Here is a 14654-nt window from a genome sequence, read left to right on the forward strand (position 1 = left end):
TCTATAACGCTGATTGAGCTCCAAGGGATGCAGTCAGTCCCCATATAAAGTGGCGACCGAGCTGACATAGCCTTTTCCTATAACCCATTATCAGCATTAACAGTTACACCCTCCCACTCCCGCCATGCTATGATACATGCACAATAGAGATATCGGAGGGGGAGCATTATGCGTACGGTTCAGCCGCATCAGGTTATCGCAGATAGCCGATTTAACAAATTTCATTTGCTCGTCTTCCTGTGGTGCTTTTTTGCGATCGGGTTTGACGGGTTTGATATTGCTACATATGGGATTGGGCTGCCGCTCATGATGGAGGATTACGGGCTGTCGCCGGTGGAAGCGGGGGCGATCGGGAGTTATACGCTCGTCGGTATGATGCTGGGGGCTTTTGTCCTGAGTGCCCTGTCGGATGTGATCGGGCGGAAAAAGGTGCTCGCGATCTGTATGCTGCTGTTCAGCGTCTTCTCGCTGCTCGCGGGGCTGGCGCCGAATGCGGCGGTGTTTACGATTATGCGGTTTATCGCGGGGATCGGGATGGGCGGGCTGATGCCGGCGGTCATTTCCCTGATGACGGAATATTCGCCCAAAAAGAACCGGGCGCTGACGGTGGCAGTCATGTACTGCGGCTACTCGATCGGCAGCATCGCGGCTTCGCTGGTCGGGATGTATCTGATGGAGAATCTGGGCTGGCGGTTCCTGTACTGGCTCGGCATCATTCCGCTGTTCGCCCTGCCGCTGTTCTGGAAGCAGTTCCCGGAATCGCTGTCGTACTACATCGTGCGCAAGCAGGGGGCACCGGTCGCGGCGATCCTGAACAGGGTGAATCCGCAGGGTAATTATCTGGCGAGTGATGACTTTGAATATGCGGCCGTGCAGCAGCGTGCGCAGGGCATGCCGGTGAAGAAGCTGTTTGTCCAGAACCGGGCGGTGAGTACATTTGCCTTTTGGATGGCGGTGTTCAGCTGTCTGCTGATGATCTACGGGCTGAATACGTGGCTGCCCAAAATTATGCAGGGGTCGGGTTACGGCATCACGTCCAGTCTGTCGTTCAGCTTGGTGCTGGCGATCGGGCAGATTGGTGGGTCGCTGCTCGGCGGGTATCTGGTGGAGCGCGTCGGTCACCGCAAAGTACTCGTCTCGCTGTTCCTGACCGGGGCGGTATGCTTTGTCCTGCTGAGCATGACGTCAAGCACGGCGCTGCTGTATGTGCTGATCGCGCTTGGCGGGGCATGTACGGTCGGTACGCAAAATCTGGTGAACCCTTATATTTCCGAATATTATCCAAGAGAGATCCGCGCGACGGGAGTTGGGGTGAGCGTGGGCGTCGGACGAATTGGGGCGATTCTGGCACCGGTGCTGATCGGGCTGCTGCTGGCGACGAACATGGCGCCGCAAAATGCATTTATGTTCTTTGCGGTACCGTGTCTGATCGGGGGCATAGCGTTTCTGCTGGTGCAGGAGAAGTATGGGAGCTTTGACAGGGTGCGGACGACGCGGGCTGCCCATAGTGGCAAGCTGGCGGGGAACGAAGTGGGTTAGGAAGCTAATTTACTCATTGCAATTTGTCTGCTGTATTCATTGGTTGATGTACGCTTGTTATGAGGTATGATTTAACAGGAGATATGGTGAGTATCGTTTGTTCACTTTATAGGATGGTAAATAAAAAAGACGGTCTACGTTGAGGAGATAATATCATGCTCACTCAAGGTAGATCGTCTTTCTTTACTTATACGGAAATGATGGATATTGATACTTCCAGCACCTCCTATTAGAGCTGCTCCACATAATGATGGAACAGGTGGAATCCCGGAAGCTTGGCAGCATTTCGGATAACATGCTCTACCTTTTTCTCATTTAATTGAGCATTCTCGATTGCCAGAACTTCTGCTATGTGCGTGGATAATTCCTGTAAACTTAGAATATCTCCACTGCCGGTTTCTTTTTGCTTCATTAGGGAATGATTCGCTTTCTTCAAGACTTCCATCAATTGATCATACTGGTTCTCGTTCAACTTCTCAGCAATGACCCAATCCAACAGAGAGAATTCATCCGGGTTCTGGGCAATATTTCTTAATAGACCGACGTAGAACTCCAGACGATCCACTTTACTTTGCAGATCTTCCATTTTGATCTATCTCCTTTTCCAGAAATTTAAACGAGTATTTACCAAAGCAGCAGATGGCTTATTGATCCATGGCTTCCTGGCGGTACTTTTCCAGCAGCTTCATCGATTCCTGGATGCCTTCTTTGTTATCCAGGCGCAGGGCACTGTGAAAGCACTGCATCAGGCAATCCAGCCCTTTGCGATATTCCTTTTTGCGGAAACAATAATGGGCATATTCCCGGTTAAGGGTATAGTATCTCAGCACTTTGAATTCTTCTTTGTACGTTCCGATCTGGAAGGAGTGTTCGGTGGAAGGTTCCAGATATTGATCGAATTCTGCCAGATATTCATCGATCAGATAGTGATGGGCATTAGCTGAGGTCACCAGTGTAATTAATCCATCCAGTATCTCGTCTTCATTCTCTTTGAGCAGCTCTACGTACTCCGGGATAAATCCACGATTACCGAGTCTCACTTCCAGGGACAGGAAATTCGCTTTGGCGATAAATTTGAAATGTTCTACTTCTTTTTCCCCTGCTGCATCCAAATCTTCAAACCAGCTCAGGTCTTCGTAACCCTGCGTATACAGGCGGAATTCATCATAATCTTCCTTGAATTCGTAATAATGCGATTTGAGCAGGTAAGCCTGACCATAGTAGTATACAAAATGACGATCTGTAGCGAATCCTTCCTGCTGCCAGCTTTTACTCTCATAGATCCTGTGGGTTAACTCAAGCAGTTCATCCACGTATTTGATAAATGACTCCATATCTTCCCTTGCCCCAAAAAAATGACAGAGAAGAATCAGTCCATCCAGCAATAAATGATCGGGCAGCTTATTCCGATGCGGCAGAAACTGCATCGCTGCCTCCACATTTTTCCCCGGATTGGAACGGTGCATCTGGAGCAGCCTGTAGTAGCTGAGCGCCAGCCGCTCCGACTGGTTGGAACGTTCGCATTCGATGACACATTCATACAGCAGCACAGCAGCTTCCTTCTGTTCATGCTGGTACAGCTCCTCTGCCGTCTCGAAAATGAGCGGAATCTGCTTGAGATCGTCTGCTACATACTGCAAAATCTTCTCAATATAATCCAGCCGTCCAATCTCCGCACACCGGATCAGCAGTGCCTTGATTCGGCGCCAGTGGCCACCTTCCTGAAAAGATTCTTCTATATATAACGGATAATAATAACCTTCCGGCAGTCCCATATAATTCGTAATCGCATCAAGCATATGTACAGACAGCATCTTGGGTGGATTGCCGTTGATGGCTGCGCTCAGTGAGCCGCGGTTGATTCCCGTCGCTGTGGACAGCTCGCCCAGGTTGATCTGGTGATCGGTGAGGAACTGCTGAATATGATGTTGGATCGTCTCTCTGTGATTCACTTCAATTCCTCCTGATCGTCCATGCGGGCTGTCCCCTGTTATTCGTCTTCGGCATGTCATGCGCGACTCTCTTCATTATATGACTGTGCAGCAGTCCGATAAAACCTCATTTTGGTTACAACTGCTATTCAAATAGACCCCCAACATATGTCAGGAGTCTATAATGTCCATACGATTCATGCTATTTCATTCGCTGCCGCAGCTTCATTTCCCGGATATCCAGCTCACGCTTCTTGATCCGGAAGCTCTGGATGGTATTGTAAAAGGCCAGCACGACCACTCCGACAACGAGCAGGGCCAGTACGTAATACAGCGTGTCTATACTCACGGTCATCACATCCTTTGGCCAGTAATGTATAGTTCCTCCCTTTACCCTACTATATTTCACTACGAATTACCAATAAGCTTCCAGCCAGCTTCGTTGTGCAGCTGCGGCCGCGAATAGACAGCTTTGCCGCCTGATTTGGAGCTTATACCAATACGTGCTTTGCAGCATGGCTGTGGAGCTCATAACAATGCGTGCCGTACAGCATGGCTCCGGAAATTCATACCAATACGCGCTGTGCAGCCTGGCTATGGAGCCTGTCCCCATACCAATATGTGCGTTACAGCCAATATATGCTCTACACAAAAACCTGCCCAGCCGAATCGGCATGGACAGGTTGCTGTTAGGGAATTTCCACTTGCAGTTATATCCGATTGGAGTGTATCCAGTTCATTTACCGTGTATCCAATTAGGAATGCGAGCCGGCTGCCGGCTGATCAGGCTGGTGGCCCAGCTGGAGTTCCAATCGCTGCAGTTCCAGTTCGCGATTGCGGACTTTGTACGTCTGGACGGTCGTATAAAAGGCGAGCACAATGACGCCGACGACGAGAAATGCCAGACTGTACATGAGCATCGTTAATCCCATGGAGTTCACTTTCCTTTCCATTGCCAAAACATTGTGGAGCATGTTATTTCACACATTCGAATTTGTAGCCGTTGGCGCCTTCGGCTGCGCCGCTGCTGGTTGTGCCGTTTAGTCCGCTGCTATCGCGGCTGTTGATTTTCGGTGTACCACCTTCATCTGTTAGGTTTATTTGGAAAATACAGGTACTACGCTACTATACCTGTAAACCAATAGCTACGGATATGGAGAAATCGCAACATATGTCTCTGTATGTGCTTACATATCCCTGTCTGTTATTCAGCAGGATGCACGATGAGGATGTATACAGAATAGAAATGCAGGAATGGGACAACCGCAGGGGATACGGCAGATGCTTTTGGATAGAACCCGGGATTCTGGATGTTCCTCTGCGAATTTCTCGAGACTATTTTCTGTCCAGCTCTATTCTCCTGCTTAGTTCGTACCGGATTCGACAATATTCTGTTGATGGAGCACCGCAAAAGTTGTAGACCTTATGTACCAGCGGCTTCACTGCTGGATGTCTGTTGATGGCGCTAATGTTCCTTCCTCCATTATTTTGGTCTAATATAGTAGCAGTAGGTCAGCGGCAAATGTAAAGAAAGACTCGCGGCACATCAAAGTACAGCATATAATTTCTTGCAGCTATGACATATGGCGGCTTTACGGCTAGGTTACAGACTTTTATTCCGTCTATTCCTTATAACCACTATTCAGGAGGTTCTCATGAATCAACGTTTACTTGTAATCAAAGAAGATCTCGCAATCAGCAGGCGGAATATATCGAACGGGTCACTTCCGAGATCAGCCGCGCCGCCTATGTATTGGAACACAAACTGGGGATTTGCTATTGTATCTGTCATTTTTGCTGCGATTGGTGTGGGATTTGCATATATGGCAATCGGTAATATTGAACATAAGGATGTCGTCTAAATTTATAGAAAATGAGGTGGATACTATGCTGCAATGGCTGGATCGTCATTATATGAAACTGACCGGATTTCTCGTGCTGCTGATGCTGCTTAATTTTATTGTGCTAAATGTAGGCTCAAATCTGGGACTCATCCTGGTATACGTGCTGCTGACCGCTGTACACAAACGTAAAGAAATTCGCAGTTATCTGCAATTCTCTTCCACTCAGGAAAAGACAGCCGGATTAATCGGATTCGTGGTCATGGTCGCTGTCGCGACATCGCTGATCATATATGGTCTGCGCTGGATCGCTGCGATGGAGATGTCTGTCGTGCTGCAGTATATCTGGATTATCATTGTTGTGGTCGGCCTGATGGCGGGGTACCTCTATATGATGCGCTGGGTGAAAAAGAAAGCCGATACCACTCGTGCATAATGCTGCTTGGGCAATTCATACCAAAAGCGCTGATCCTGTTGTTATACGGACAGCGCTTTTGGTTTTATTTATGTTCTGACTTACAATGTAGGCTAATTTTAGCGATGTGGACTGATATCAGCGGGTCAAATGACCGTGATACAGCCAATGCCCATTTTCTCCTTTGACATAATTGAATACCAATTCATACGATGGAGTCTCATTGTGACTGACTACGGTAAAGGCCAGCTCGATATGCTGCGGGTCCCGTGGGAAATAATAGCGGTACTGCAGATTATCCAGACTGATGCCTTTGAGGAAAGGACGTTCGTATTCGTCTACCGTGACACTACGCTGCTCGGGGTCTACCTTTACATCCGGCGCAGCGACAGAAGTTATGTAGATCGCATCATTTTTATTCATCGCACTGATCAGGTTAAAGGTCAGATTAATCGTATCTTTGAGCGCCATACGAGCATTCTCGTCATAATGCACCCCTGAGCTTTCTTCCACTGCCTGGGCCGCTTCCATCGTCTGAATGCTGACTGTATTGGCAGCCCCTCCCCCTGTTCCCTCATTACCAGAAATACTTGCTGCTGTGCTGGCGGGAGTATCACCGGATAGAGGCTGGTCTGTTCCTGTACCCGAACAACCGGATAAAAGCAGGGTAAGAGTAACAGGCAGTATTGCGAATTTAAACGCTTTCATATGTAATTCCTCCTCATGATTGAACTATGGTGGCAGTCGATGTTACCTGTTCATTCAATGACCTTTTATCCTGCAGCGATTCACTTATATATTACCCGAATGAGACTGGAATTGAATACATCTATATGGAGCATTTATACTTCAGTAAACAATGGATAAACTATGCCATTATGACGGTTGATATAGCCCTTTACTCTGGCAGCAAGTTATTCACAAGTCATGTTTATGGTTAATTCTGTCTATCCCGTACCCACTTTTATGCTGCTGGCTGTTCCTCTATTATACGACAGAATCAGGATAACAGAAGAGTAAGGTGATGCCTCATGCCAGACGATAGCAGAACGCTATTTACTTGTACAGACTATATTTAAATTAGTAACTATTCTTGTCTAATGTGTCATGGTAAAATAGTCAGGAACAATTTATGCCTTTATGCTGCATCCAGGATGTTCTTTGCCATTTAGGACTCCAAGTGAGCTGCTGGCTAACCCATTAAGTTATTAGCAAGTACTGAAGTGAATGACTTAATCTGCGCCTGTCTGTCTTTTACCCGCTTCAAATCGAAATCCATGGTAAACCGCTCTCCGGCCTGATGACACATCGAGAAGATACAGTCTGCTCTGTATCCTCACATTCGTCCCCGGCTCTGGCCTCACACACCCGATGTTACGGACTGTGCCGAGGTATTGGTGGTAACATGGATTTTTTTTGTTATACAGTATGCAAACTATTTTAATTCAGATAAGGTGCGATGAATATGACTACAAATGTATTGGAACGATTGCGGCAGGATACGGCGGAAGCTCATCAGCAGATCGAGAATAACGCCTATGCCAAGTCCATGATGGACAAAAGTATGACACTGCCTGAATATGTGTCCTATTTGAAATTATTTTATGGATTCTTGAAGCCGCTGGAACAGCAGGCTGTACAGACCGGACTGCCGCAGCAGCTTGGTTTTGACATGACCATCCGTGGCAAATCCGTTCTGCTGGAACAGGATCTGCTGCATCTGGGCGTTACCCATGAGCAGCTGGAACAGCTGCCTATGTGCACACAGCTGCCGGATCTCTCCACACCGGCGCGCATGATCGGCTGCTTTTATGTCATTGAGGGCTCCACGCTGGGCGGACAGATTATTACCAAACAGCTGATGAAGTTCCTGCCGGTTGAGCCCGGCGCAGGTATTTCGTATTTTAACGGATATGGCCAGGACACCCGTGAGCAATGGCTGGCCTTCCGCCAGATGATACTGGATAATAGTGCATCCGAAGAAGAGAGCCTTGAGATTGTTCATTCGGCCAGAGAGACTTTCCGTCTGCTGGATCAATGGCTGGGCGCGTAATTTGACTACATCACCAGAACGGAGGCCTGTCCATTATGTCTGATATCAATAAAAAAGAAAATCAGCCGCTGAACCGTTCCCTGCTAACGGACGGCAACTACGTTACCCAGGAACCGATCGATCTGACCAACTGTGACAGAGAACCGATCCATATCCCCGGACGCATTCAGCCCCACGGGGTACTGCTCGCCGTAACCAAAGACAGCGAACACCAGATTGTACAATGCAGCGCCAATTCCGATGAACTGCTGGGAAGATCGGTGGATGAACTGCTCGGTCAGCCGCTGGAAGCGATTATCGGGGAAGAGCAGCTGTTCACCCTGCTCAGCGGCGATCTGACCGCCGAAGCGACATCCGATCTGCAGTATACCGAGGTTGCGCTTGAAGTTCGTGATGAGATCGTGGATTTCTTTGTGGTTCTGCATGAGAGTGAAGGACTGATTATCCTGGAGCTGGAGATTTCCTCCAAGGAAGACGACCGCGTCTTCAATGAATTCGAATGGATTCGAAGTTTCTTCAATCTGGTCAAGCAGACCAGCAGCCGCGCCGAGGCAAGTCAGGCCGCTGCCAAACAGATCCAGGATATGCTCGGTTATGACCGGGTTATGATCTATGAATTCGATCCCCAGTGGAATGGTAAAGTCATCGCGGAAGCCAAATCCGATGAGCTGGAGCCTTTTCTCGGCCATCATTATCCGGCATCCGATATTCCCAAGCAGGCACGTGCGCTCTATTTGCGCAACTGGCTGCGGGTCATTGTCGATGTGAACTACGAGCCGGTGGATGTGCTGCCTGCGGTTCAGCCGCTGACCGGCAAACCGCTGAATCTCAGCCTGTCCGTACTGCGCAGCGTATCACCGCTGCATATTGAATATCTGCACAATATGGGCGTTGGTGCGACACTGACCATTTCCCTGATCCATGACAACCAGTTATGGGGGTTGATCACCTGCCACCATTATTCACCAAAATACATTTCCCATCGTCTGCGCAATCTGTGCAACTTCCTCGGTTCGTTCTTCTCCAGCGAGCTCTACCAGCGTCAGCAGCTGGACAGCTATGAAGGCGAACTGCTGCTGCGCAAACAGGCGCTGCGTGTCTCCAGCATTTTCACGGGTGCGACCAGTGCGGTACGGGTCGCCGAGCAGCTGCAGGATGAGGAAGACACACTGCTCGGCCTGATGAGTGCATCCGGTGCGGCCGTCAGCTACCAGGACAAGCTGCTGCTCTATGGGAATACGCCCAATCCCGGCCAGATACGCGAATTGGCTGGGTGGCTGGGCAGCCGGTCCCGGGACTATACCTATGCCACCTCCCGGCTGAGTCTCGAATACGAATCGGCCCGGGCGTACAAGGATAAAGCATCCGGCGCCCTCTATCTGGCCATCTCGCCGGGACAGCAGAACTACATTATCTGGTTCCGCCCGGAAGTGGTACAGGTCGTCGATTGGGCGGGAGATCCAGCCAAAGCGGTCATTCAAGAAGACGACGGTGTCCGTCTGTCACCACGCAAATCCTTTGAGAAATGGAGACAGGTTGTAGATTCCACTTCCCTGCCATGGCAGAGCAAGGAACTGAACATCCTGCCAGAACTCAAATCTATCGTGCATCAGCAGACCGAGAACCAGCTACGCCAGATCGAAGATCAGGCATTGCAGGATGCTCGTACCCTGCGGCGCAATGAGCAGCGATATATGCAGCTGATGGAAATGTCACCGGTCGCTTTCTTTACCCTGACGAATCGGCATATTATCTATTCCAATAGTCAGGCGGCCGAGCTGCTCGGCGTAGAGCACTCCAGCGAACTGGTCGGCCGGGACTTCCTGCAGTTTGTTCAGAATAATTTCAAATCCGATATGATCAGCTACCTCGACCAGCTGGAGCAGAATCTGATCCATATGATCTCCAACAATTCCTGCTTCCAGAATGCCGAGGGCGAATCGATCAAGCTGGAATTGACGCTCGCCTCGATCAGCTATAGCGGCAAGCCGTCGGTCATGATCATCGCGCGTAAAGCCCAGCAGGAATCCGGGCTTACCGAAGCCTATACGGTCATGACGGACCAGCTGCAGAGCTACATGGCGACCGATCCGCTGACCGATATGCCGAACCGTGTTTCCTTTGAAAAGAAAATGCTGGATGACTGGTATACCGCTATTCAGCAGAAACACCAGGTGTCCCTGCTGCTGATCGACATTGATGATCTGCGCGAGTACAATGCGATCCATGGCCTCAACGGCGGCGATCTCTGCGTCCAATGGGTCGGCGATGTACTGAATGTCGTCAGTGCCAAATACGGCGCCGACATCGCCCGCTTCAGCGGTGGTACCTTTATGATGAAGATTCAGGGCAATGCGGAGGAAAAAGTCCACGAGCTCGCCGACGAAATTCGCAACAATGTACTCGCTCTGCAAATCCCGACCGACATGTCCAACTCGGGCGAATACATCACTGTCAGCGTAGGCGGTATCGTCCTGAATCCTGACCCGCTGATGCACCCGACCGATCTGATCCTGCGTGCTGAAGAGGCCCTCATGCAGGCGAAAAATCTAGGCAAAAGTCAGGTGGCGTTCCTTTAGATTGTACGTGGTACTTGCGCTTGGCAGCTATTGTGCTGGGAGCTAAATATGCACCCTCTGTTCGTTTGTGAGCAGAGGGTGTTTTTGTTTTTAAATGGTTGTGTACAGCGAAAAGCAGCTAGGGGACTTATGTCATTCACTCCGGAAAGGAATAAGGACACGTCCTAAGGTATCATTGCTGCATCTAAAATCTGCCCAAGTAAACTTGCAGCACGGAGTGGTAGAATCTCTTTCCGCAGCGGATACAGCGAATGTACTGGATGCAGCACCCACAACAAATTCCGCCCTCCCAATACCTACTCCGCAATATTTTTTATCCATTCCACCCACATTCACAAATACCAGTTGTTAGCAGCACAATCATTACAACCGACATAGCCAAATGTATGACAGTACTGCCTCAATAAATATGTCTCTTGTGTAACATGAACCCTCTCATTAGCACCGCATCTCATTTGGAAGAACGTTTAACTTTGGATATAATCGGTTAGATTCGTCCTATACTCATACATAATTCATTCACGCAAGGAGGGCTATTGTGGCTCAGGAACCAGCAAAGGAAACATTCGGCTCACTTATCAAAAAAGGCAACAAATCATCCGCGATTGCCATGATCGGCAATGCGATTATTGCTCTGTGTAAAGGCGGCGCTTTTCTGTTCAGCGGCAGCGGGGCGATGTTCGCTTCGGCGATGCACTCGCTGGCGGATGCGGTAAACCAGGGATTTGTATTTGTCGGCAGTATTTTATCGGAAAAGAAACCGACTCCACGCTTCCCGACCGGCTTTGGACGGGTAATCAATATTTTCTGCATGATCGCGGTCATCGTGGTGACCATTATGGCGTACGAGACCATTCATGAAGGCATCCACCTGCTTCAGCATCCATCGGCTTCATCAGGCGGTGCCTGGCTGAATATCGTCGTGCTGATCATTAATATTCTCGTCGATGGTATGATTCTGGTCAAAGCAATGAAGGAGATCATTCACGAATCCCGTGCTCCCGAGGCGCATGGCTTTGGAATCGTCAGCAGTGCATTTCGCAATGTAGGCCGGGCGGCACCACCGACGCGTCTGGTGTTCTATGAAGATATCGTTGCCGTGCTTGGCGCTCTGCTGGCGTTGATCTCGGTTATCGTGATCTCCTTGACCAACTTTGCACTCATGGATGGTGTGGTGACCCTGCTGATCGGCTGTCTGATGATCGCGGTCGCTTTCCGGGTCGGTTATGACAATATGATCGGTCTGATCGGCGTCGCGGCTCCGCAGGATGTGGCGGATAAAGTAACAGCGACCATCTTTGCAGACAGTCATGTAGCCGATATCCAGTCGCTGCGCATTATCCAGGAAGGGCGCTATTACCATGTCGATGGTGTCATCGAACTGACCAAAGGGCTAACGCTGGCCGATGCGGACGATATCAAACTGCGGGTACAGCAGGCACTACTGATGAACCCGGATATCGCAGATGCAGCGCTGAGCATTGTCGAAGACGACAGTGTACAGAGCTGGAAAGCGGGCAAAACCGAGAACAAGCCGGAGTAAGCTGGCTGGAATCATAGTTAAAATAAGCTGCAGCGTCTGTTTATGGACGCTGCAGCTTATTTTTGGTGGTTCGTATTGGCAACAGGCTGTATATTAGCAGAAAGTCTGCCTGTTGCTCGCCTTTGTTCTCTTTGCTCTCTGAATAAAAGAAACCCGGCAGCAAATTGTGTTTTGACGTTCAGTAGATCAAATTTTCGTTTCCAAATAAGTTTATTGACCGGCAGGTGCTTCCCTGTAGTAGCTGGCGATCATGTCCAGCTCTTTGGATTTGACGATACGGAACGGATAAATGTAGCCCTGCCGCGTCCGGGTCCTGCCTTTGGCCCAGATATCGATGCCGCTGGTGAACAGGTACGCCTGGTAAATGAACTTGGAACAATAGTTGCGCTGGACATTATCCAGGCCGGTATGCAGTCGGTAGGCAGTGACCTGCTTGTAGTGTTCCTGTGCCCAGCGGGCAGCCTGCTCTCCCGCTTGCGGCTGTCTGGACCGGAACACGACGAACCGGTCGCCTACGTAGAATCGCTTGATATACCATTCCACCGTATCCGAGAAGACCGGACCGAATGGATGCACATGATACACCCGTCCGTCCATTCCGAGAATGCCCATATGTCCGGCATAATAGGTCGACTCGGAGCTGGGGGTATAAATAATATCGCCCGGCAGTAGCGGAGTCTCACGAATGCGGGATACCGGCAGGTCCTGCTGCTGACGGCGAACGGCGGCACGGCGGCGCGGTGCTTCGACCAGTGCGCGGTGCAGTACACCACCGACGGCCAGATAGATTTCGGCCCACTGAATCCGGTTATCATGATTCTTGTCAAATAACCGGCGTCCCAGGGATTGTATAGGTTGATACCATTTTTTCATGCTGCACCTCGAATGTATAATACATAATGACTTTTGGCTGGAAACAGACAGCCACGTTTCTCACATTGCACAGATTCATGGTTTTCTGTTGATGATCTTCTTTTCTTATACCCGATTGGGCTGTTCCCTTTACCATCTCGTTCTTATATGTTGTAATTTAGAAACAATATATTCCAAATGGTAGCCAGGGAGGCTGAATTGTATGCATATTATCGATCTTCATTGTGATGCATTATATAAGATATGGGAATCTGGCGGCAAGCTTCGCTATACGGATGCCCCGGAGCTGGAGACGAACCGGAACAGACTGCTGAAAGGACAGATCCGTCTGCAAGGATACGCGGTGTTCGTCGATCCCGATCTGCCTGATCCGGTAAAGTTCCAGTCCTGTCTGGATCAGATTCATTATTTCTACGCGGAAGTGCTGGAAAAGCATCCGGAAATCGTCCATATTACCGACTGGAGTCAGATCACCAGCCTGCAGCAAGGCCAGATCGGCGCGCTGCTGACACTGGAAGGCGTCGATCCGATCGGTAACGATCTGCACAAAATGCACCTGCTCTACCGGCTCGGTGTGCGCTCTGTCGGACTCACCTGGAACTTTGCCAATCTGGCTGCAGATGGCGCGCTGGAGCCGCGTGGAGCGGGACTGACGACCTTTGGCCGGGAACTGGTCGCCATGTATAACAAATACAAGATGCTGACGGATATGAGCCATCTGTGTGAGCGGGCCTTCTGGGATGTGATCGAGATTGCCGATTATCCGATTGCCAGTCATTCCAATGCACGTGCTCTGCTGGATCATCCGCGCAATTTGACGGATGAGCAGGCCAGGGCGATGTTTGCGCGGCAGGCGATGGTGCATGTGGTGTACTGCCCTTATTTTGTACAAAATACAGACATTGTCACCATCCCGCAGCTGGTCGCGCATATCGATCATTTCTGCGCACTGGGCGGAGAGCAGCATATTGGACTTGGCTCGGACTTTGACGGGATATCCATGCATATTCAGGGATTGGAGCATGCCGGTCAGACACAGCGCTTGATCGAAGAACTGCTCAAACATTATACGGAAGAACAGGTGCAAGGGTTCGCGCATGGGAATTTTATAAGACATCTGCCTGTATAGAACCAGGCGAAGCGTTAGGGTAGGAACCAACGATGGGTATCGGAATATTCTTTATTCATGGACAGTAATTTGAAAGGCTGCAGGATTATGGCGGATGTTCTGAACTTATGGCCTGCTGCTCTGTTCGTCGTCTCCCACTCCGTATCTATTCGCTGTTCTGCTTGCTGTCACAGGGAGCTGCTTTTACAAATAGATCTGAAAATGACATGGAGTTATACGTATAGCGCAGATATGCAAAAGAAGCCTGATCGGCTCGTTGTGCCGGTCAGGCTTTCTGCTTGCACCAAAAAGGACGCATTACGATATCCGTCCCTCTTTGTCCCCTACATAAAAGCACGAATAAAATAAAACACCGGGATCGCCACTACATAAAAAGTCGCCCGCTGGATACGCTGTCCGCGCGGAATGGTCAGCAGGCTGATCACAATCCCTGCTGCCAGCAGCACGATACCGGCCATTACAGCCATCCGGGTCTGGAAAATGATATAGATCGCCAGAGCAGCCAGGATAAGCAATGAGCCTATCCATTTGTTAACAGTTGTGTTCCTTGTGTTCATACGGTTACACCTCAAGTCAGAAGGATTAGGAGCAAGGCAGTCCACTGTCCGTTCGCGGAGTGTCGCACCGAAAGCAGAAAGGAATCAGATATTCTACAATAAGCCGATGAAGTTGCAGCATTGTGTAAAGGGATATTAGCGCAATGTAAAGCGAGGACGTTTCTATTATGTATTTCAACCAAAATCGCCGTTTT

The 14654-nt window shown here is 49.7% G+C and carries 14 protein-coding genes; 7 read left to right on the plus strand and 7 right to left on the minus strand.

Annotated elements, in window-relative coordinates:
• Window positions 1-168: 168 nt before the first annotated feature.
• On the plus strand, window positions 169-1539 hold the full coding sequence (locus WH45_RS18585; RefSeq protein ID WP_046215923.1) for an MFS transporter: 1371 nt from the start codon (window positions 169-171) through the stop codon (window positions 1537-1539).
• Window positions 1540-1768: 229 nt separating this feature from the next.
• Here WH45_RS18585 and WH45_RS18590 read toward each other — a convergent pair whose 3' ends face one another.
• The 4 genes from WH45_RS18590 to WH45_RS23795 all read right to left on the minus strand — a co-directional run bounded on the left by WH45_RS18590 (window position 1769) and on the right by WH45_RS23795 (window position 4402).
• Window positions 1769-2125: a DUF1878 family protein gene (locus tag WH45_RS18590; RefSeq protein WP_046215924.1), complete on the minus strand. Its 357-nt coding sequence runs from the start codon at window positions 2123-2125 to the stop codon at window positions 1769-1771.
• A gap of 58 nt (window positions 2126-2183) precedes the next feature.
• Complete coding sequence (locus WH45_RS18595; RefSeq protein ID WP_052723852.1) at window positions 2184-3491, minus strand: helix-turn-helix domain-containing protein; 1308 nt, start codon at window positions 3489-3491, stop codon at window positions 2184-2186.
• Between the two features lie 181 nt (window positions 3492-3672).
• A complete protein-coding gene (locus WH45_RS23790; RefSeq protein WP_200897751.1) occupies window positions 3673-3819 on the minus strand; it encodes a hypothetical protein in 147 nt (48 codons plus the stop codon).
• A 406-nt stretch (window positions 3820-4225) separates the two neighbouring features.
• Complete coding sequence (locus WH45_RS23795; RefSeq protein WP_200897752.1) at window positions 4226-4402, minus strand: hypothetical protein; 177 nt, start codon at window positions 4400-4402, stop codon at window positions 4226-4228.
• 723 nt (window positions 4403-5125) lie between these two features.
• On the opposite strand from WH45_RS23795, the gene WH45_RS18600 reads away from it, so the two are divergent.
• Both WH45_RS18600 and WH45_RS18605 read left to right on the plus strand, forming a co-directional pair.
• The gene (locus WH45_RS18600) at window positions 5126-5332 is read left to right on the plus strand and encodes a hypothetical protein (RefSeq protein ID WP_046215925.1); all 207 of its coding nucleotides are present in this window, start codon (window positions 5126-5128) and stop codon (window positions 5330-5332) included.
• Between the two features lie 25 nt (window positions 5333-5357).
• Window positions 5358-5747, plus strand: coding sequence for a hypothetical protein (locus WH45_RS18605; RefSeq protein WP_046215926.1), 390 nt, complete (start codon window positions 5358-5360; stop codon window positions 5745-5747).
• Window positions 5748-5864: 117 nt separating this feature from the next.
• Here WH45_RS18605 and WH45_RS18610 read toward each other — a convergent pair whose 3' ends face one another.
• A complete protein-coding gene (locus WH45_RS18610) occupies window positions 5865-6434 on the minus strand; it encodes a hypothetical protein (RefSeq protein ID WP_046215927.1) in 570 nt (189 codons plus the stop codon).
• 757 nt (window positions 6435-7191) lie between these two features.
• Between WH45_RS18610 and WH45_RS18615 the strand changes: the two genes are divergently transcribed.
• The 3 genes from WH45_RS18615 (at window position 7192) to WH45_RS18625 (ending at window position 11901) form a co-directional block, all read left to right on the plus strand.
• Window positions 7192-7779 carry a biliverdin-producing heme oxygenase gene (locus WH45_RS18615; protein ID WP_046215928.1) on the plus strand — a complete coding sequence of 196 codons (588 nt, stop codon included), beginning with the start codon at window positions 7192-7194 and terminating at the stop codon, window positions 7777-7779.
• A 35-nt stretch (window positions 7780-7814) separates the two neighbouring features.
• A complete protein-coding gene (locus WH45_RS18620; RefSeq protein WP_046215929.1) occupies window positions 7815-10358 on the plus strand; it encodes a sensor domain-containing diguanylate cyclase in 2544 nt (847 codons plus the stop codon).
• Window positions 10359-10896: 538 nt separating this feature from the next.
• Window positions 10897-11901, plus strand: coding sequence for a cation diffusion facilitator family transporter (locus tag WH45_RS18625; RefSeq protein ID WP_046215930.1), 1005 nt, complete (start codon window positions 10897-10899; stop codon window positions 11899-11901).
• A gap of 210 nt (window positions 11902-12111) precedes the next feature.
• Here the strand turns inward: WH45_RS18625 and WH45_RS18630 are convergent, their stop codons facing one another.
• Entirely contained in the window at window positions 12112-12774 is a 663-nt protein-coding gene (locus tag WH45_RS18630) for a C40 family peptidase (RefSeq protein WP_046215931.1), read from the minus strand.
• A gap of 202 nt (window positions 12775-12976) precedes the next feature.
• Between WH45_RS18630 and WH45_RS18635 the strand changes: the two genes are divergently transcribed.
• On the plus strand, window positions 12977-13903 hold the full coding sequence (locus tag WH45_RS18635) for a dipeptidase (RefSeq protein WP_046215932.1): 927 nt from the start codon (window positions 12977-12979) through the stop codon (window positions 13901-13903).
• Between the two features lie 323 nt (window positions 13904-14226).
• Here WH45_RS18635 and WH45_RS18640 read toward each other — a convergent pair whose 3' ends face one another.
• Window positions 14227-14460, minus strand: a complete 234-nt coding sequence (locus tag WH45_RS18640; RefSeq protein WP_152663600.1) for a hypothetical protein — start codon at window positions 14458-14460, stop codon at window positions 14227-14229.
• Between the last annotated feature and the right edge of the window lie 194 nt (window positions 14461-14654).

Source organism: Paenibacillus wulumuqiensis, assembly GCF_000971965.1.
GTDB classification, from domain to species: Bacteria; Bacillota; Bacilli; order Paenibacillales; family Paenibacillaceae; genus Saccharibacillus; species Saccharibacillus wulumuqiensis.

What these genes read in the sequence shown, in the direction of transcription:
- WH45_RS18590 (WP_046215924.1), bottom strand. Translation starts at nt 2,125, where the DNA reads ATGGAAGATCTGCAAAGTAAAGTGGATCGTCTGGAGTTCTACGTCGGT.
- WH45_RS18605 (WP_046215926.1), top strand. Translation starts at nt 5,358, where the DNA reads ATGCTGCAATGGCTGGATCGTCATTATATGAAACTGACCGGATTTCTC.
- WH45_RS18585 (WP_046215923.1), top strand. Translation starts at nt 169, where the DNA reads ATGCGTACGGTTCAGCCGCATCAGGTTATCGCAGATAGCCGATTTAAC.
- WH45_RS18640 (WP_152663600.1), bottom strand. Translation starts at nt 14,460, where the DNA reads ATGAACACAAGGAACACAACTGTTAACAAATGGATAGGCTCATTGCTT.
- WH45_RS18610 (WP_046215927.1), bottom strand. Translation starts at nt 6,434, where the DNA reads ATGAAAGCGTTTAAATTCGCAATACTGCCTGTTACTCTTACCCTGCTT.
- WH45_RS18600 (WP_046215925.1), top strand. Translation starts at nt 5,126, where the DNA reads ATGAATCAACGTTTACTTGTAATCAAAGAAGATCTCGCAATCAGCAGG.
- WH45_RS23795 (WP_200897752.1), bottom strand. Translation starts at nt 4,402, where the DNA reads ATGGGATTAACGATGCTCATGTACAGTCTGGCATTTCTCGTCGTCGGC.
- WH45_RS18620 (WP_046215929.1), top strand. Translation starts at nt 7,815, where the DNA reads ATGTCTGATATCAATAAAAAAGAAAATCAGCCGCTGAACCGTTCCCTG.
- WH45_RS18635 (WP_046215932.1), top strand. Translation starts at nt 12,977, where the DNA reads ATGCATATTATCGATCTTCATTGTGATGCATTATATAAGATATGGGAA.
- WH45_RS18630 (WP_046215931.1), bottom strand. Translation starts at nt 12,774, where the DNA reads ATGAAAAAATGGTATCAACCTATACAATCCCTGGGACGCCGGTTATTT.
- WH45_RS18615 (WP_046215928.1), top strand. Translation starts at nt 7,192, where the DNA reads ATGACTACAAATGTATTGGAACGATTGCGGCAGGATACGGCGGAAGCT.